The sequence below is a fragment of the Candidatus Methylomirabilis sp. genome (genome assembly GCA_036000645.1).
Classification (GTDB): Bacteria; Methylomirabilota; Methylomirabilia; order Methylomirabilales; family JACPAU01; genus JACPAU01.
In genome coordinates this window covers 12,422-28,991 of sequence record DASYVA010000195.1, presented here as the reverse complement: position 1 = coordinate 28,991, position 16,570 = coordinate 12,422, and the positions used below count along the sequence as shown (strand labels likewise).

Here is a 16,570-nt window from a genome sequence, read left to right as displayed (position 1 = left end):
CGTCAACAACCGCGAGATCCGCCCCTTCGAGCTCTACCTCTTCATCGCGGTGGTCTACTGGCTCTGCACCTACGGCATGTCCCGCTACGCCGGGTACCTGGAGCGCCGGCTCGGCGCCGGGAGAGCCCTCCGAGCGGCCGTCGGATGAGACCGCCTCGCCCGAAACCCCCGCCCCCCCGGGACCGCCGCCCGGAGATTCTCCGGATCCCGAAGCGCCGGAAGATCAAGCCGGGCCGGGGGAACCGGCCGGGAGGGCGGTAGCCCGCTCCTCCTGGAGCATCCAGCGCACGGCAAAGGCCAGCGCGAAGCTCGGGAGGGAGGAGCCGAGCGCCGGCAGCAGGGCCGCCACCGCATGGTAGGTGGCGATCCCCAGCCCCCACGCGGTGAGCCCCCGCCACGCGAACCCTCCCCGGTACCAGTAGGGCCCCCCGACCGTCTGGAGGGCCTCGGCGCGGATGCGCCGAGCCCGGAGGAGGAAGTAGTCCGCGACGAGCACGCCGAAGAGGGGCACGAACACCGAGCCGATGAGCAGGAGGAAGTGCTCGTACTGGGTGAGGGGGACCGTGAGGGCGAGGGCGGTGCAGACGGCGCCGACCGTGAGAGCACCCGGCCGTTGCCGCAGCGCCGGCCAGAGGTTCTGGCTCGACACGGCGGCCGAGTAGATATCGGCAAAGGCCTCATCCGTCTCGTCCACCAGGATGATCCCCAGGGCGAGCCAGCCGCCGGCGGTCGCCATGATGGCCGTGATGAGGTCCTGGGCCTTCAGGGCCAGGAGGAGGCCGGCTCCCAGGGCGTAGAACCAGACGTTCGCCAGGAAGTAGCCTGCCGCCGTCCCCCAGAAGGCGCCGCGGCCCGAGCGGGCGAACCGGCTGTAGTCGGCCACGAGGGGCATCCAGGAGACCGGCATGGCGATGACCAGGTCCACCGCCGCCCAGAAGGCGAGGTCCCCCGTCCCCGGGGCCCACAGGAGGGCCGTGAAGTCCTCCTGCGTCACCAGGACGAACGTCAGCCACGCGCTCGTCCCCAGCATGAGCCAGACGGCGAACTTCTCCAGCCACAGCCGGACGACCCGGATCGGCCCCCCGACGGCGAGCAGCGTGCAGAAGGCCCCGACGAGGAGCACCCAGACGGGGAAGGCGGAGATCCCGAGGAGCGGCCTCGTGATCCCGTCCGCGGCCTGGGCCATGATTATGATCTCGAAGGTGCCCCAGCCCACGAGCTGGACGAGGTTCAGCACCGTCGGGAGATAGGACCCCCGGATCCCCAGACTCGGCCGGAGGAGGGCCATCGTCGGGACGCCGGTATCGCTCCCGATGACGCCGGCCGAGGCGAGCAGGAGGCTCCCCAGGAGGCTCCCGACGAGGATCGCGAGGAGCGCCTGGGCCAGCCCCAGCGCCGGCACCAGGAGCGTCCCGGCGAGCAGGACCAGGAGGCCCACCCCCAGGTCGCCCCAGAGCACAAAGTAGTCCAGAAACCCCAGGCGCCGCTCCGCGGGCGGCACGGGGGTGATGCCCCACTCCCCGGGCCGCGCCGGGGACCCCGCTCCGGTCGCGCTCGCTCCGGCTTCCATGCGCTCCCCTCCTCCCCCAAAAAGTGCGAGGCGCTGGTGACCTGGTCCCAGCGCCTCGATGGCCTCGCAGCCCGCTCCCTCCGCTGGCATTACCCAGGTCAGGTGCAGCGGTCGGTGGCGGCCTCAGCCACCCTCTCAGCCCGGTGCCCCGAGCTCCCGCGTCCGCATTCGGTTGTTAATTTTTTTCTAGCATGCCCGCCGCCGCTCGTCAAGAAGCTCGGCCGCCTCGCCTTTGACATCCTCCCCGATCCCGCCTAGACTCCTCGAAGTCCGACTCTCTGCCCGTCCGAGCGAGGCAGCGATGTCCCTGGCTCGGGTCCCCGGACAGCCATTCGGCAACCTCGTCGACCATGGAGGTGGTCGGGGCGGGTATTCGTGTGTCCGTGGCCCGCCCGGGCCGCGCTTCCAGAGCTGTATCTGCCGCGAGCATACGGTCCCGTACTAAAAGAAGGAGTCACCCATGAGGCAAACCGCTTTCATTGCACTCGCCGTGATGCTAGGTGGGGGAATCTTGGCGACGACTGCCGGGGCTGAACCCTTGAAGATCGGGATGACCCTCGCGAACCCCCAGCAGCTCCGGATCGACTTCCCGCTGGCCGGGGCAGAGAAGCACTTCGTCCTCTCCGTGAAGCGGGAGGGGGTGCTCGCCCCGGGCTCCACCTGGGCCGGGGCCAAAGTCCAGGAGGTCGGCTTTCACGATATCTTCCCCGGCGATCGGGGTTGGGGAACGGGGTACATCACCTTCACGCTCCCGAACGGGGACCACGTCTCGATGAAGCACGAGTTTGCAGCGTCGTTTCTCCCGACCCCGGACGGCAAGATGGCCCCAGTGGATCACGGAGTCTGGACGATCATCGGCGGGACCGGGGGTCTGGCCGGGATCCGCGGCGTCGGGCGCTTTCAGTTCAAGCCGGCCCCGGACGACGCGAACGCCCGGGTGTGGGACCTGACCGGCGACATCGCGGTCATGGGGAAGTAGGAAGGCCCCCCGGCGAGGCGGCGCCATCACCTGCGGGGGACATAGACCTTCGCCCAGTGGGCCACCCAACCCGCCGGCTTCCCCTGGGCGCCGAGGCTCAGCTCCGGCGACATCATGAAGGTGATCCCCCGCCGCTCGTAGCGCATGAGGGGGTACCAGCGGGTCGGGAGACGTCCGTAGACTTCGATGACGGCCTCGGGGTTCGCCCCCTGCCGCAGGCCGGAGGCGGTCACCCAGCCCTCGCGGAACAGGAGCCCCACCACTTTCCCGGTCTCCTTGTCCAGCGCCACCTCGATGAAGCCGTAGTCCAGCTCCTCTTCGCCCTCGACGGCCCGCTGGACCGGCGGCCTCCCCAGCACCTTCTGGACCCGGGATGCCGGGTCCCCGAGGACAATCTTCCCCTCCCAGCCCAGGCCCTCCGTGACCCGGATGGAGCCGGGGCGGGGGGAACTCCCCGGGTGATCGCTGCAGCCGGGCAGGACGAACGCGCCCACCAGGATCAGGGATGCGACCCTGACCCGCACCCGAGCCTCCCGGGTCGGCTGACCGGGCCTCACACTGCTCCCGCTGGCGAACTCCACAGCGGATGATTGTCCCCCAGCGAGTCGGGCTTGGCAAGGCCCGCGCCCCCCGGTATTCTTGCCGCCGTGGCCGCCGCAGCCCGCACCCTCGTGCCCGTGGTGCCCGTCGTCATCGACACCGACCCCGGGGTGGATGACGCCCTCGCCCTCTGCCTCGCGCTCCGCTCCCCCGAGCTGCGCGTCGAGGCCATCACCACGGTGGCCGGGAACGTCCCCGTCGAGGCGGCGACGCGCAACACGCTGCGCATCCTGGACCTCCTGCGGCCGCTCCCCCGCCCCCTCCTCGCGCAGGGGGCCTCCGAGCCGCTGAACCGCCCCCTGCAGACCGCCGTCGAAGTCCACGGCGGGGACGGCCTCGGTGGGGCCACGACCCTCCTCGAGCCGGACGGCCGCCTCCGCTACCCCGACCCCCCCATCGGCCCGGACCGGACGGATGGCCCCGATCTGCTCGCCGAGATGGCGGAGCGGTTCGGCGCCCGCCTCACCATCATCACCCTCGGCCCGCTCACGAACCTGGCCCTGGCCCTGCGGGGCCACGGGGCGCTCCTCCGGAAGGTCGGGCGGGTCGTGGTGATGGGCGGAGCCCTGCGCGCCCCTGGCAACGTGACGCCGGTGGCGGAGTTCAACGTCTGGGTGGACCCGGAGGCCGCCGCCGAGGTCCTCCAGGCCGGGCTTCCCCTCCGCCTGGTCGGCCTCGACGTGACCCACCAGGTCCGCCTCACCCCGGGGGACCTCCCTCCCCCCGCTGACCCCGTTGCCCGTTTCATCCGGGACATCACCCCCCACGCCCTGGCCTTCAGCGAGGCGGCGGAGGGCGGAGGGATGCCCCTGCACGACCCGCTGGCCGTGGCGGCCGCCGCCGACCCGAGCCTCTGCACGTGGGAGGCGCACCCCGTCCGGGTGGAGACCCGGGGGGAGCTCACGACGGGGATGACCGTGGCCGACCTGCGCCCCGGCCGGCGCGGGCGGAGCGGCTCCCCGTGCGAGGTGGCGGTCGCCGTGGAGGTGGAGCGGGCCCGCCGATTCGTCCTGGAGCGCCTGTGGCGGTCGTCGTCGTAGGGAGCGCGAACCTGGACTACACCGTGCGGGTCCCGCGCCTGCCGGAGCCGGGGGAGACCGTCCTCGGAGGCGATCTCCTGACCTCACACGGCGGGAAGGGGGCCAACCAGGCGGTCGCCGCCCGGCGGGCCGGGGCCGCCGTGACCTTCCTCGGGAAGCGGGGGGCCGACGCGCCGGGGGAGGCTATCGCCCGCCGCCTCGCGGCGGAGGGGATCGGGACGGCGGGATTTCTCACGGACCCGGCCGCCCCCACGGGCGCGGCCTTCATCGCGGTGGATCCGGGGGGGCAGAACCAGATCGTCGTGGCGCCCGGGGCGAACGCCGCCCTCACGGTGGAAGACCTGCGCGCCTGCGCGCCGCTGCTCCGGGGTGGGCGCGTCCTGCTCACGCAACTGGAGACCCCCATCGCCACCGTGGGGGAGGCCCTGAGAGCCGCGCAGGCCTCCGGGATGCTGACCATCCTGAACCCCGCTCCGGCGGCGCCGCTGTCGCCGGAGCTCTTCCGAACGCTGGACCTCCTGGTCCCGAACGAGCCGGAGGCCGCCCAGCTCGCCGACCGGCCAGCGGGCAGCATCGCGGAGGCCGAGGCGGCCGCGGCCCGGCTCCTCGGCTACGGCTGCAAGGCCGTCGTCGTGACCCTGGGGAGCCAGGGGGCGCTGCTCCTGCGCGGAGGGGAGGCGCGCCACTTCCCCGCCTTCCCCGTCGAGGCCGTGGACGAGACCGCGGCCGGGGATGCCTTCTGCGGGGCCCTGGCGGCGGCCCTCGCCGAGGGGAGCCCCCTCGAGGCTGCCATCCCCTTCGCCTGCGCCGCCGGGGCCCTGACCTGCACCAGGCGGGGGGCGCAGGAGAGCCTGCCGACCCGCGACGCCATCCTGGCGCTCATGGGGCGGCGCCCCGCCGCAGGCCCCGGCTCCTGCCTCCCATGACACCGGGTTTTCCGTGTTAGCGTCTATTTTACCTGGCATGTATATATTTAACATGAAATGTAATAAATAACTTGACAGGTAAAATTGGATTCCGCTACGATTTTACCAAACTGAGGACTAGCCCCATGTCGAAGCGACGCGAGGAGAAGAGACGACCAGAGGCACACGGCGCGGCCGAGAAGCGGCTCTTACAGCTCTTGGCCAAACGAGGGTTCCAGATCCTCAAGAAGGAGGTCAGGATCTCGTCAGAGGATCTCCGCCATGGCCCTCGCTTCGACTTCCTGGTACGTCGGGGCAACAAGCAGTTCGCGGTGGAGGTGAAAGCCGCCCAGAGTATTGCGGATTGGTTCTTTCACTGGCTTGCCCGGTCGATCCTTGTGCTCCAAGCGGTGCGTCGGCTGGAGGGTTTAGAGCCCCTTCTGGCCGTCTATGTGGATCACCTGGAGCTCCGGGCGGTGCGACGCTTTAGAGCCCAGGCGCACGTCTACGCACCGGAACTGTGGTGGATCCTCGCCGACGCCAAAGGGAGCATGGTGTCCCATCTCCCCGATGGAGATGAAGAGCACATCCAGTCCCCGTTAGAGCAGGGCAGGGACCGCCTCGGGAGAGGACTCGTCTCCATGGAATCACCATCATACCGGGCTCGCCGGGGCGCATCTCGGCTCTCGTTTGGCGACCTGGACCAATGGCTCATCAAGGTCCTCTTCTTCGCCCCCTCGCAGGCGCAGATCTGGGGCGGCCCCCGGGGACAAATCAAGAACGTCCTCCAGCTCGCCAAACTCGCGCAGGTTTCGCCACCCCTGGTATATCGCTGGGCGTCAGCCATGGAGTTCAGTGGATACCTCCATAGGTGGCCGCGAGGGGCGCCGAGACTGCAAAATCCGGATGGGCTCATTGCCGAGTGGCGGGGCCGGTATCGCATTAATGATAACGAGCCAATCCCTTGTAAGCCCATTTTTGGCCAACGGGTGGATGAGCCCTACTTTCAAGAGTTCCTCGGGCTCCTTCAAAAAATCGACGGCTCCGGCCAGAACTACGCTCTCTCAGGTCACCAGGCATGTCGGTTCTACCGCGCCCGTCACTCGGCGGCTCGTTCCATTCACTTGTACGTGCAGGACGATCCCGCCGTTCTCATGGAGGCACTCCAATTGGCCCCGGGCCAGGGCCCGGCCGCGCCAATTGTGCTCCTCAAGCCCAGGCACCAGCGGAGTATCTTTCGAGGCGCCGCTCGCACTGAGGGAGTAATGGTGTGCGACGCGCTCCAGGTTTACCTGGATCTTTACCATCTCCCGGACCGAGGGCGGGAGCAGGCAGACTTCCTGTACGAAAGGATTCTCGAGCCCCTGTTGAGGACTGCTGGTGAGGCAGCAGATGCGCTTTAAGTCCCCCGAGGACTTCCTGGGGCATGTGCTGCGAGCTATCGCTCCCTATTTGGACAGCCTGGTCCTCGTGGGAGGCTTTGCGGTGCGCCTTTACCGGTTCCACCCGCGGGCGGCATCAACGGGAATCGTACCCCTGATTACCTTTGACGCCGACTTCGTGGCTCCTCCTGAACTGGAGATCAAAGCCGGGCGACGCCTATCGGACCTGGTCGCCGCTGCAGACCTGGAACCGAATTTCTTCGGAGATTACAAACCGCCCGTCATGAAGTTCTTTCCCAAAGAGGGAGAGACGCCTAGGCGGGGGGCGGCTCAGGATCAATATTACGTGGAGTTCCTCACACCCCTGATTGGCGCGGGGACGGACCGTGCGGGAAACGTAGTAGGCACACGGGAGATCCAGAAGGGGGTTACTGCGCAGCGTCTCCGGTACTTGGACCTCCTGACGGTTAGCCCTTGGCAGATTCCCCTAGTGCGACTCCCCGGGATGGGGGCGAAAGTGGGCGATGGAAATTTTGTGAAAGTCCCCGATCCTGGACTATTCATTGTGCAGAAGGTCTTGATTTCCCGGGAGACTGGGCGGCAGGAGGAGCGGCCTAAGGACATGGCCTACATCTACGAGGTTCTGGCGCTTTTCCGGGGGGAGCTGAGGCAGCTGGCGGAGGGGGTGCGCCGGATCGCCGGGAAAGGGTCTACATGGCAGCGATGGATTGGGCGGTCCAAGCGCATGGCTGCTGAGCTGTTCAAAACGCCAGTTGCGCCCGGTGTGACAGAGGCGCATGCCGTCTTTGCCGCTGCGGCAGGCGGAGGTGAGGTCCCGACCCCGGAGATGATCCACGCTGGCGTGCAGGCCTTCCTTAAGGAGCTCTGAGGATCCCAGAGGCTAGCCGACCGCCCGGCTCGCTCACTCGGGGTACCGCGCCTCGCGGCGGGACCTTTGACGGGCGGGGCCCTAGCGGCAAAGGAGGCACGGATGACTGAGCACGGGGTGCGGCGGATCAGCCCGCAGGAACTCAAGCGGCGCATGGACGCCGGAGAGGTCCTCGTCTTCGACGTCCGGAGGAAAGACATCTTCGACCGGGGACACGTCAAGGGAGCCGGGTCCCGCGCGATCAAGGAACTGGCCACGTGGGCCCAGGAGGTCCCGCGCGACAAATCCATCGTCCTCTACTGAACCTGACCCGGCGAGGGATCCGCTGCCGGTGCGGCAGCGACGCTGATGGCGCAGGGCGTGAAGGACGTGGCGGTCCTACAGAGGGGGTTGGACGCCTGGACGCAGGCTGGCTACCCGACGGAGCCCTAAGCATCCTGAAACAGAACGGCCCGGCATCCGACGATGCCGGGCCGTTTTCTTTTCAGGGTCCGGGGGCACCGAGAGCGGGGGTTACGACCGGGGCGTCCGCTTCCTGGGCGGAGGCGGATTCGCAGGACCCGAGGGGTGCGGGGCCTTGGCGGCAACCGCGGCCTTGGGCGCGGGCGGCTCCGGGGCCGGAGCCGGCTTGGCCTGGGTCGTCTTGCGCTTCTCGATGGCGCTCGGAGCCGGCAGATTCGCGTAGTAGGACTCGGGCCGGACCAGGGTATAGAAGGCGTACTGGAACTTGTTGCTGCACCCGAGGCAGACGAAGGTGTAGGTCGAGACCTCCTGGAGGGCTGACCCGCAGTCCAAGCAAGTGAAGCGGTTCCGCTCGGTGTAGGGCCCCACGACCCGCATGGCGACCCAGCCGCAGGACTCGCAGCTCCGCTGTGTGTGGGTCCCGCGAGGCGCCCGAAGGGTGCCTAACGGTCCGCGGCAATGCGGGCACGCATTGACCATGGCGGCTCCTCGGTCCGGAGCGTCAACACCATCCGGTCCAGCCTGGAGACGAGCTGCGATTGGGGGGATGGGCCGAATCCCAGCCGGTGTGCTGTGCAGTACACCGGGCGAGGCCTCAGGCCCGTGGAGGCAACGTGCGGTGACTATAGCACACCCTCTTGGGGCCGTTCAACTGTTCTTTGCGGAACCGGCGGGAGGGGCGCTCCCGGGCAGGGTCCGGAGGTAGGCGAGCAGATCGTTGAGGTCCCGCGCCCCGAGGCGCCAGCGGGGCATGAGGGGATCGAGCGGGCGGCCCGCGGGGTCCACCCCATCCCGGATGGCCGCCCGCAGCGTTTCCTCGGTGTATGGGGGGCGGTTGTCGGCCCGGGCGAGCGCGCTCGGCGTGATCTCGAGCAGCGTGCCGCCGAAGGCGCGCCCCCGCCCGTCCCGGCCGTGGCAGGAGGCACACCCACCGGCCAGGTTCAGGCTGTTGCCGATGGGCCGGCCGCTCCCCGCCCTCCCCTCCTGGTAGATCCGCTCCCCGTTCGCCACGGGGCCGTCGGGCTCCCCCCCGACGGCCAGGCCCAGGAGGGAGTGGCAGAACCACGCCTCGGGGGGGACGGCCTGAAACCACCGGCTGACGGCGGGCCAGCCGAGGGCGAGCAGGACCGCGAGGCTCACCGCCGCGCCGGCCGCTCCCGCCGCCCGCCATCCCACGCCCCGGGCCACGTCAGCGCTCCTCCAGGAGGGCCCTGGCGTCCGCCGCGACGTGCGCCTCGTCGAAATCCGGACCGAAGTAGCTGAACCGCCTGCGCCCCTGCCGGTCCACCAGCACCGTCACCATTGTGTGGTCGAGGCTTCCCCCGGGCCCGGGGCGGACGGTGACGCCGAACGCCCGAAGGGCCGCCTCCACCTCGGCGGCCGTCCCGGTGAGGAAAACCCAGCGCGGGGGCCTCGCCCCGAACCCTTCCGCGTACCGCGCCAGGACCCCGGGGCTGTCCCGCAGCGGGTCCACCGTGATCGAGACGAAGCGCACCCCCTCCACCTCCGCCAGACGGCGCTGGACCAGGGCCAGCTTCGCGGTCAGGAGGGGGCAGGCATCCCGGCAGGACGTGTAGATGAAGTTCACCAGGAGGACTCTGCCCCGCTCCGTTGCCAAGGCGAAGGGCCGCCCCGTCTGGTCGGTGAGCGTGAAGTCGGGCGCGACCTCGTTCCGGTGCTCGACCACCGCGCCCCGCGGGCCCGTTCCCTCATGCGCCGCCCCGGGCGCCGTGAGGAGGACCCCGGCGGCGGCGAGCGCGGCGGCGCGTCTCACTTCCGCTCCAGGACCTCCACCATGATCCCGTCCGGGCCCTCCACGAAGGCCATCTTGATGCTGGGGGGGACGGCCGTCGGCTCCAGGATGAAGCGGACGCCGCGCGCCTTGAGCGCCGCCGCGGCCTTCTCCACGTCGGGCACCAGGAAGGCGATGTGGTAGACGCCGTAGTTGAGGGTGCGCCCGTCGGCCGTCACCTGCTCCTCCGGCCGCTTGGGCGAGAGCATGATCGGCTGTCCGCCCACCACCATGGCGAGGATGGGCAGCCCCCGGGCCTCGAACCGCCGGAGCTCCCAGCCCCCGAAGTGCTCCCGGAAGAACGCCGCCGTCTTCTCCACATCGCTCACCCGGTAATGCACGTGGTCAAACGCGCACTGCATCGCCGCCTCCTTGGTCAAAGGGTCGCCGCCTGGTGTCTCTCTGCCGCAAAGCCCGCGACGGGCTCCGTGTGCTACCGCTCGCCCGCTGCCCTAACCAGCGTCTCCACGCGGGCCGGGTCCACGGGGTTCGCCAGCTTCCCGTCCCGCTTGATGCTCGTCCCCACGATGATCCCGTCGGCGATCTCGAGCAGGCGCCGCACCGTCTCCGGGGTGGCCCCGCTCCCGACCAGGAGCGGCCGGTCCGGCACCGCCTGGCGCACCGCCCGGAGCCGCGCGAGATCGGTTGGCTCCCCGGTGCCCTTCCCCGAGACAATGAGCCCATCCGCCAGCCCCCGGTAGGCCGCATCCCGGGCCTCCTGCTCCACATCAACGGGGGCCAGCGGGGCCCCGTGCTTCGCCAGGACATCGGCGAAGATCTTCACGTCGGCCGCGAGGAGCCTCCGGTACCGCAGGGTGCCGTAGGCGTCGCCCTGGATGATCCCCTGGTCGGCCACCACGGCCCCCACGTGGATGTTCACCCGGATGAAGCTGGCCCCGGTGGCCGCGGCCACGGCCAGCGCCGCTCGCGCGTCGTTCTTCAGGACGTTAACCCCGAGGGGGAGGGACGAGGCCCGCCGGAGCTCGGCCACCACGGCCGCCATGGCCGCCACCGTGGCCGGGTCCACCTCCCCGGGCGTGAAGGGGGCGTCCCCGTAGTTCTCCACCAGGCAGCCATCCATGCCGCCGCCCTCGAGCGCCTTCGCGTCCGTGAGCGCCGCATCCAGGACGGCCTGCAGGCTCCCGCCCCACCGCGGGCTCCCGGGGAGCGGGAGCAGGTGCACCATCCCGAGGAGGACCTTCTCCCGCCTGAAGAGGTCGGTCATCCGCATCGCGACCCTGCTCCCCCCTGGCCCGAGCGGCCGGGGCGCGCTATTCTAGCGCCTTCGAGGAGGACCCGGTGCCGCCGCCAAACCGCCTGGACGCCAAGGGAATCGCCGCCGTCGTCTGCCTCTGTGCCATCTGGGGCGCGAACCAGGTGGCGGTCAAGGTGGGCAACAGCGGGCTTGCCCCCATCTTCGCCTCGGCCGTCCGCTCCGTCATCGCCGGCCTGCTGGTGGCTGGCTGGTGCCTCGTCTCCCGGACCCCGCTCTGGCACCGCGAGCGGACGGTCCTGCACGGCCTCAACCTGGGGATCATCTTCGCCGTCGAGTTCGTCCTCATCTACGTGGGCCTGAACCACACCACCGCCTCCCGGGGCGTCCTCTTCCTCTACACGGCCCCCTTCTTCGTGGCGGCGGGGGCCCACTGGCTGCTCCCCCAGGAGCCCCTGACCCGGAGCAAACTGCTCGGGCTGTGCCTCGCCTTCGCCGGCCTGGTCGCGACCTTCGCCGACCGCCTCCAGGGCCTCTCGACCGGGCGGCTGCTCGGCGACCTCCTCCTCCTGGGGGGTGGCGCGCTCTGGGCCGTGGCCACCCTCTACCTGAAGCGGATCGTGGGGGATCGCATGACGCCGGCTCAGATGCTCTACTACCAGCTCGCCGTCTCCGCGCCCCTCCTGCTGCTCGCGTCGGTCCTCTGGGAGAAGCCGCTCATCTTCGATCCACGCCCTATTGTCGTCTGGGCCGTCGTGTACCAGGGCGTGGTCGTCGCCTTCGCCTCCTACCTCCTCTGGTTCTCCCTCCTCAGCCGCTATCCGGCGAGCGGGCTCTCCGGCTTCACCTTCTTCACGCCCCTCTTCGGCGTCCTCGCCGGCGCCCTGCTCCTCCGGGAGCCCCTCGGGCCCGGCCTCCTCCTCGGCGCCGCGCTGGTCAGCACCGGGATGGTCCTGGTCAACCGCCCGGCGCCGGCCCCCCTCGCCGCCCGGACGCTATCCGGCAGTTAGCCGGACAGGAGACACGTTTACACGATGATCCCCACCCATCGGCGTCCAACACATCCGGGTGAAGTTCTCCAGAGCGAGTTTCTCGCACCGCTAGGTCTGACGCAGGTGAAACTCGCCGAGCATATCGGGGTTCCGGTGCAGCGCATCAACGAGATCATTCGCGGCAAGCGCGGCGTCACCCCGGAGACTGCGTGGCTCTTTGCGCAGGCCTTTGGGACCACCCCCCAGTTTTGGGCTAATCTTCAGGCCAACTATGACCTGGCCAGTGCACGACCCAAACGCAGCGTTTCCAAGATTCGGAAGGCCGGCTAACTACCCTTGAAGGCAGGACGGCCCGGGGTGCCCTGCACGGTCCCCGGGCCGCCGCCGTCCTTACACCAGCGTCAGCCACTCCTGGTGCGTCGCATCCTTCCCCTGGACGACGTCGAAGAAGGCCCCCTGGAGGCGGGACGTCACCGGCCCGACCTTCCCCGGGCCGATCGTCCGCCCGTCCACCTCGCGGATCGGGGTCACCTCCGCCGCGGTCCCGGTGAAGAAGGCCTCGTCGGCAATGTACAGCTCGTCCCGCGCGAAGGACTCCTCCGTGACCGGCACCCCGCGCTCGCGCGCCAGCGTGAGGATGCTCGCCCGGGTGATCCCCTCCAGAACCGCCGTGATCGGCGGGGTCTTGAGGGTCCCGTGGCGGACGATGAAGATGTTCTCGCCGGAGCCCTGGGTGACGTTCCCCTGCGCGTCCAGGAGGATCGCCTCGTCGTAACCGGCGGCGACCGCCTCCATCTTCGCCAACTGCGCGACGGCGTAGTTGCCGGCGATCTTCGCCTTGGTCATGGTGACGTTCGCGTGGTGCGCGGTGAAGGAGGAGATCTTGACCCGGATGCCCCGCTTGAGCCCCTCTGCCCCGAGGTAGGCCCCCCACGGCCAGACGGCCACGGCGACCTTCACCGGCGCGCCCGTGTGGTTCAGGCCCATCACCCCGTAGCCGAGGAACGCGAGGGGGCGGATGTAGCAGGCCCGCATCCCGTTCGCCTTGACGGTCTCCCGGATGGCGTCGCTCACCTGCTCGGGGGTATAGGGGATGGTGAAGCCGGCGATCTTGGCCGAGTCGAAGAAGCGCCGGACGTGCTCGGGGAGGCGGAAGACCGCCGGGCCCCGGGCCGTCTCGTAGCAGCGGATGCCCTCGAAGATCCCGAGGCCGTAGTGGAGGGTGTGGGTGAGAACGTGGACCTTCGCCTCGCCCCAGTCGGTGAGGCGCCCGTCCAGCCAGATGAGTTTGGTCTCCTCCATGGGGGCTCCTTTCGCGGCCGGACTCTTGGGGGCGAGCAGCCACCCCCGGCAGGGCATCGAAAGCGAACTGACCTATGCTAATACAGGCGCGACGGCCTCCGCAACTGCCATCCCCGCCCCGGCCTCATGGCTTTCCCGGCGGGACCCCCCTGGCCGCCGCGTAGGCCCGGGCGAGCCACCGGCGCGCCAGCGACCGACCGGACGCGCCCCGCAACCGGAGCACGATCCACCCGGTCCGGGCGAAGCGGGGGTGAGGCAGAATCCCCGTCTCCCTCAGGGCCAGCCGCTGCAGGGGGAGCGTGAGGCGCACCCACAGGTCATCCCCGGCCCCGGGGCCACAGGCGAACAGGCGCCCGCGCAGGCAGAGGCCGTCCCGCCCGAACCGGCTGAGCACTGCGACCCCGGGCCAGCCCGTCACCTCGGCCCGGACCGCCTCCCACGGCCTCCCGTCCCCTGGGCACGGCGCCGATGGCCCCGGACCCGTCCCCTTCCGCATGGCGAGGGGGTGCCACGAGGACCCAGCACCGTCAACCCCCGCTAGTGTCCCAATCGCGCAATCCGTCACAGTCATCAAAGATTATGGTGACTAGTCTTTGCCGGGAACGGCTGCTCGTCGCCGACCTTGACAAGTCCTGCGAACGGCCAGAGAATCGCCGCAATTGTTGGAGGTTTCAGAACAGGACATGCCGACCAGCATACTCAATAGTTAGCCGCCCGGAGACGGCGATGGATATCGAAAGATGGGAGTTCGCGCTTTCGAAGAACGGTGACAGGGTAGAGAAACTCAAAAGATCCATACCGCTTGAATCAATCATTGAAGGAATTAGGGATGATATGACGGTCCTGTGCTGCCACCCAGACTCAATGCGCAACACGAACTTCAAGAGGGTCGCCTACTGCATCAGGGTGCGGAAGGATCTGTTCGATCTGTTCTTCAATTCGCGAACCGGCTACAGGGCTTGGTACTACCGTTCCCCATTCGAAGGCTTGCGTGCCAACGGCGTCATCATGCGGTTGCTGTCTCCTGCGCTCGTCGCCGCGGATCCGACCCAGAACTCCAAACTAAACCCTTAATTCATCGTCGAGTCATTGAAGTCGTCCTCGTCCAAGGTCTGGCTGGCGGAGTGTGGAAAGGAAGTCTGCCCTACCTGTCGCGGGTGCAAGGGTGAGTGGAGTACCAGCACGACGGGAAATCTGACTGAACCCGAAATATTCAACGGCCGCTGGGAACTGGGTACTGACCTCAAGGCGAAGTGGGGCAGTCAGGCACCGTACTTGACGAAGCTTAGAGTTCTTGGAGCATTTTTGGATGACCGCCACAACGAGTTAATCCCGGCTGAAAAGCGTTTCCGTGCGAACGAGGTTTACGAATTTGGTTGGTCATAGGTCGGCTAACTACCAGTTGCACTGGCCCCGCAAACACCGCCGCTTCGCTCTGCTGTCTGCGGGCTGGTGAACTGGGCCGTTAGGCTGATCCGATGGCAGTTCAACAGCTTTATGCCGAACAATGGCGAGACTATAGGAAGCGTCGCCGTATCTTCTTGGTCGTCTGGATCACATATCTCCCAGGTGTCTTTATCGTTGCATATCCCTTGATCAGACTCGTCGGCTCCGACCTCCCGGTCTATGTCATTGCGGGCACGTGGATGCTTGCGTTTCTTATTGCTGGCCTACCGTTCAGCCATTGGCGATGCCCGCGTTGCGGTAACTGGTTTTTCGCGAAGTGGTGGTTCGTAAATCAATTTGCGCGGAAATGTGTGCACTGTCAGCTTCCCAAATGGGCGCTGGATGATCGAGGTCATCAGGCGGGGTAGCCTAAGCTGTCACCGAAGCCGACCGCGCCCTACGGGAGGCTTGCTTTGCTCATGAAGGTCAGTGGGAGGCGACTCTGACGCGCCGCCAGGCGCTCCGGCAAGGCCGCGGGCCTGCGCCCGTGCCGCTCAGGCGCCGCTCGGTTTGACCGTAAAATGACGAACCTCACTCCACACCCTCTTCCCGGCGAGGCTCCACATACCGCCTTTCGTGCTCTCGACGGCGACGGGCGACGAGTGGACCCCAACGAAGTCATCTTTCCGATAGTGCAGCAGGAGCCGAACGGCCTCTTCCGGCTCATCGGGACCGGGTTCTTCATCACAGACGACGGCCTATTCGCTTCGGCCAAGCATGTGCTGCTAGACGTGATCGATGAGGCGGGGAACCAGACGGCACCCATCGGGCTGGTTCAGTTCCTTCCTGGAGACCACTACCTATTGCGACCGATTCTGCGGTGCGTGAGCCATGATCTCGCCGACGTTGCTGTAGGCGTAGCTGCCCCCATTACCGACAACACCGGCGCGCCTCTGAAGAACAAGCTGCTTACGCTATCGACTGAACATTCTTTGGTCGGCGCACCAGTAGCAACCTACGCGTATCCCAAGACCGTGTTCCGAGGCGAGCGCCCGCAAGAACTCCACTTCTATCCGGCTTACTTTGAAGGGCGAATTGAGGCGTACTTCGCCTCCGGCCGGGACCGCGTTGTTATGCCTGCACCGTGCTTTCAAACATCGATGCACGTCCATGGGGGCGCGAGCGGCGGCCCTGTGTTTGGGCCGAACGGAGCGGCACTCGGCATCAACAGCACTGGCTACGACGGTACGGATTGCTCGTTCGTTTCTCGGATCGCCGACATCCTGCCTCTCAGAGTGTCCGGCCTTATCACACCGAGAAGCAGCTCGAGCCGCGACGTCGTGGTGCAAGAACTAGCGGACGACGGCTTTGTCATCGTTCGTGGCCCAAGGTTGAAATCCGGTCAACCATGAGCGGTCCAACCCCGCAGTCGATCGTACCGCTGCCTCGCGTCCGCTCGGGGCGGCCGCTTATCGCGAGCGTTACATGGTCCCGAGAGGTCGCCGCATGAGACTGCTGTTGCGCCTGTTGGGCTTTCCGCGAAGGGGTAGGCCTCCGGCACTGGCCAGCGGGCGGGCAGCGGGGACCGGCAGCCGCCGGCCGGGGCCACGCTACCTTGACGGCCTGAACGAGTGCGTGCTATATCCCGCGCGGGCGGGGGGAGGAGGCACGGAGTGGCGGGGGGCCGGAAGATCCGGATTCGGGCGGGGACGGTGACGGCCGAGGCGACACTGAACGGGTCGCCCACGGCCGAGAAGATCTGGAGCGCCCTGCCCCTGAATGCCCAGGCGAGCACCTGGGGGGACGAAATCTACTTCACGATCCCGGTCGAGGCCGCCCTCGAGCGGGACGCGCGGGAGGTGGTCGAGCGGGGAGACCTCGGGTACTGGCCCCCCGAGACCGCGTTCTGCATCTTCTTCGGCCCAACCCCGGTGAGCACCGGGGATGAGGTCCGGGCCGCCAGCGCCGTGAACGTCATCGGGCGCGTCCTGGGGGACCCCACGGTCTTCAAGCAGGTCCGGTCGGGGACGCGCGTTACCCTCGAGCAGGCTTGATCCT

At 68.3% G+C, this 16,570-nt stretch carries 20 protein-coding genes and 1 riboswitch; of the genes, 11 read left to right on the top strand and 9 right to left on the bottom strand.

Annotated features, from left to right (window positions below):
• Positions 1-223: 223 nt before the first annotated feature.
• Positions 224-1,570, bottom strand: a complete 1,347-nt coding sequence (gene cytX, locus VGT06_11130; GenBank protein HEV8663674.1) for a putative hydroxymethylpyrimidine transporter CytX — start codon at positions 1,568-1,570, stop codon at positions 224-226.
• 74 nt (positions 1,571-1,644) lie between these two features.
• Positions 1,645-1,731: riboswitch (TPP riboswitch) on the bottom strand.
• A 299-nt stretch (positions 1,732-2,030) separates the two neighbouring features.
• On the opposite strand from cytX, the gene VGT06_11125 reads away from it, so the two are divergent.
• Positions 2,031-2,549 carry a hypothetical protein gene (locus tag VGT06_11125; protein ID HEV8663673.1) on the top strand — a complete coding sequence of 173 codons (519 nt, stop codon included), beginning with the start codon at positions 2,031-2,033 and terminating at the stop codon, positions 2,547-2,549.
• Between the two features lie 26 nt (positions 2,550-2,575).
• Here the strand turns inward: VGT06_11125 and VGT06_11120 are convergent, their stop codons facing one another.
• Complete coding sequence (locus tag VGT06_11120; protein ID HEV8663672.1) at positions 2,576-3,073, bottom strand: hypothetical protein; 498 nt, start codon at positions 3,071-3,073, stop codon at positions 2,576-2,578.
• 123 nt (positions 3,074-3,196) lie between these two features.
• Between VGT06_11120 and VGT06_11115 the strand changes: the two genes are divergently transcribed.
• The 5 genes from VGT06_11115 (at position 3,197) to VGT06_11095 (ending at position 7,668) form a co-directional block, all read left to right on the top strand.
• Positions 3,197-4,189, top strand: coding sequence for a nucleoside hydrolase (locus tag VGT06_11115; GenBank protein HEV8663671.1), 993 nt, complete (start codon positions 3,197-3,199; stop codon positions 4,187-4,189).
• Positions 4,171-5,115: a ribokinase gene (gene rbsK / locus VGT06_11110; GenBank protein ID HEV8663670.1), complete on the top strand. Its 945-nt coding sequence runs from the start codon at positions 4,171-4,173 to the stop codon at positions 5,113-5,115. The genes VGT06_11115 and rbsK overlap by 19 nt, the downstream gene beginning before the upstream one ends.
• 125 nt (positions 5,116-5,240) lie before the next feature.
• Complete coding sequence (locus VGT06_11105) at positions 5,241-6,497, top strand: hypothetical protein (GenBank protein HEV8663669.1); 1,257 nt, start codon at positions 5,241-5,243, stop codon at positions 6,495-6,497.
• Positions 6,487-7,365, top strand: coding sequence for a GSU2403 family nucleotidyltransferase fold protein (locus VGT06_11100; GenBank protein HEV8663668.1), 879 nt, complete (start codon positions 6,487-6,489; stop codon positions 7,363-7,365). Before VGT06_11105 ends, VGT06_11100 begins: the two co-directional genes overlap by 11 nt.
• A 102-nt stretch (positions 7,366-7,467) precedes the next feature.
• Positions 7,468-7,668: a rhodanese-like domain-containing protein gene (locus VGT06_11095; protein HEV8663667.1), complete on the top strand. Its 201-nt coding sequence runs from the start codon at positions 7,468-7,470 to the stop codon at positions 7,666-7,668.
• Between the two features lie 210 nt (positions 7,669-7,878).
• Here VGT06_11095 and VGT06_11090 read toward each other — a convergent pair whose 3' ends face one another.
• From VGT06_11090 to VGT06_11070, 5 genes are all read right to left on the bottom strand, one after another.
• Entirely contained in the window at positions 7,879-8,205 is a 327-nt protein-coding gene (locus VGT06_11090; protein HEV8663666.1) for a hypothetical protein, read from the bottom strand.
• Positions 8,206-8,475: 270 nt separating this feature from the next.
• On the bottom strand, positions 8,476-9,015 hold the full coding sequence (locus VGT06_11085) for a cytochrome c (GenBank protein HEV8663665.1): 540 nt from the start codon (positions 9,013-9,015) through the stop codon (positions 8,476-8,478).
• Between the two features lies 1 nt (position 9,016).
• Positions 9,017-9,601: an SCO family protein gene (locus VGT06_11080; GenBank protein HEV8663664.1), complete on the bottom strand. Its 585-nt coding sequence runs from the start codon at positions 9,599-9,601 to the stop codon at positions 9,017-9,019.
• Positions 9,598-9,981 carry a VOC family protein gene (locus VGT06_11075; GenBank protein HEV8663663.1) on the bottom strand — a complete coding sequence of 128 codons (384 nt, stop codon included), beginning with the start codon at positions 9,979-9,981 and terminating at the stop codon, positions 9,598-9,600. Before VGT06_11075 ends, VGT06_11080 begins: the two co-directional genes overlap by 4 nt.
• A 71-nt stretch (positions 9,982-10,052) precedes the next feature.
• Positions 10,053-10,850 carry a BtpA/SgcQ family protein gene (locus VGT06_11070; protein ID HEV8663662.1) on the bottom strand — a complete coding sequence of 266 codons (798 nt, stop codon included), beginning with the start codon at positions 10,848-10,850 and terminating at the stop codon, positions 10,053-10,055.
• Between the two features lie 68 nt (positions 10,851-10,918).
• Here VGT06_11070 and VGT06_11065 point away from each other — a divergent pair, with 68 nt between their 5' ends.
• Together VGT06_11065 and VGT06_11060 are read left to right on the top strand one after the other, a co-directional pair.
• Positions 10,919-11,842, top strand: a complete 924-nt coding sequence (locus tag VGT06_11065) for a DMT family transporter (protein ID HEV8663661.1) — start codon at positions 10,919-10,921, stop codon at positions 11,840-11,842.
• A gap of 24 nt (positions 11,843-11,866) precedes the next feature.
• Positions 11,867-12,154, top strand: a complete 288-nt coding sequence (locus VGT06_11060) for a HigA family addiction module antitoxin (protein HEV8663660.1) — start codon at positions 11,867-11,869, stop codon at positions 12,152-12,154.
• A 60-nt stretch (positions 12,155-12,214) separates the two neighbouring features.
• On the opposite strand, the gene VGT06_11055 is transcribed toward VGT06_11060, so the two are convergent.
• Both VGT06_11055 and VGT06_11050 read right to left on the bottom strand, forming a co-directional pair.
• Positions 12,215-13,126: a branched-chain amino acid transaminase gene (locus VGT06_11055; GenBank protein HEV8663659.1), complete on the bottom strand. Its 912-nt coding sequence runs from the start codon at positions 13,124-13,126 to the stop codon at positions 12,215-12,217.
• A gap of 124 nt (positions 13,127-13,250) precedes the next feature.
• Positions 13,251-13,622, bottom strand: a complete 372-nt coding sequence (locus VGT06_11050; GenBank protein ID HEV8663658.1) for a luciferase family protein — start codon at positions 13,620-13,622, stop codon at positions 13,251-13,253.
• Positions 13,623-13,852: 230 nt separating this feature from the next.
• On the opposite strand from VGT06_11050, the gene VGT06_11045 reads away from it, so the two are divergent.
• The 3 genes from VGT06_11045 (at position 13,853) to VGT06_11035 (ending at position 16,566) form a co-directional block, all read left to right on the top strand.
• Positions 13,853-14,200: a hypothetical protein gene (locus tag VGT06_11045; GenBank protein ID HEV8663657.1), complete on the top strand. Its 348-nt coding sequence runs from the start codon at positions 13,853-13,855 to the stop codon at positions 14,198-14,200.
• A 974-nt stretch (positions 14,201-15,174) separates the two neighbouring features.
• The gene (locus VGT06_11040) at positions 15,175-15,924 is read left to right on the top strand and encodes a serine protease (protein HEV8663656.1); all 750 of its coding nucleotides are present in this window, start codon (positions 15,175-15,177) and stop codon (positions 15,922-15,924) included.
• A gap of 261 nt (positions 15,925-16,185) precedes the next feature.
• A complete protein-coding gene (locus tag VGT06_11035) occupies positions 16,186-16,566 on the top strand; it encodes a cyclophilin-like fold protein (GenBank protein ID HEV8663655.1) in 381 nt (126 codons plus the stop codon).
• The last annotated feature ends 4 nt before the right edge of the window (positions 16,567-16,570 follow it).

Bases quoted from the DNA above. Each gene is read 5' to 3' on its own strand.
- VGT06_11045 (HEV8663657.1), top strand. From the start codon at position 13,853: ATGGATATCGAAAGATGGGAGTTCGCGCTTTCGAAGAACGGTGACAGG.
- cytX (HEV8663674.1), bottom strand. From the start codon at position 1,570: ATGGAAGCCGGAGCGAGCGCGACCGGAGCGGGGTCCCCGGCGCGGCCC.
- VGT06_11105 (HEV8663669.1), top strand. From the start codon at position 5,241: ATGTCGAAGCGACGCGAGGAGAAGAGACGACCAGAGGCACACGGCGCG.
- VGT06_11090 (HEV8663666.1), bottom strand. From the start codon at position 8,205: ATGCGGGTCGTGGGGCCCTACACCGAGCGGAACCGCTTCACTTGCTTG.
- VGT06_11075 (HEV8663663.1), bottom strand. From the start codon at position 9,981: ATGCAGTGCGCGTTTGACCACGTGCATTACCGGGTGAGCGATGTGGAG.
- VGT06_11060 (HEV8663660.1), top strand. From the start codon at position 11,867: ATGATCCCCACCCATCGGCGTCCAACACATCCGGGTGAAGTTCTCCAG.
- VGT06_11070 (HEV8663662.1), bottom strand. From the start codon at position 10,850: ATGCGGATGACCGACCTCTTCAGGCGGGAGAAGGTCCTCCTCGGGATG.
- VGT06_11125 (HEV8663673.1), top strand. From the start codon at position 2,031: ATGAGGCAAACCGCTTTCATTGCACTCGCCGTGATGCTAGGTGGGGGA.
- VGT06_11050 (HEV8663658.1), bottom strand. From the start codon at position 13,622: ATGCGGAAGGGGACGGGTCCGGGGCCATCGGCGCCGTGCCCAGGGGAC.
- VGT06_11055 (HEV8663659.1), bottom strand. From the start codon at position 13,126: ATGGAGGAGACCAAACTCATCTGGCTGGACGGGCGCCTCACCGACTGG.
- VGT06_11100 (HEV8663668.1), top strand. From the start codon at position 6,487: ATGCGCTTTAAGTCCCCCGAGGACTTCCTGGGGCATGTGCTGCGAGCT.
- VGT06_11095 (HEV8663667.1), top strand. From the start codon at position 7,468: ATGACTGAGCACGGGGTGCGGCGGATCAGCCCGCAGGAACTCAAGCGG.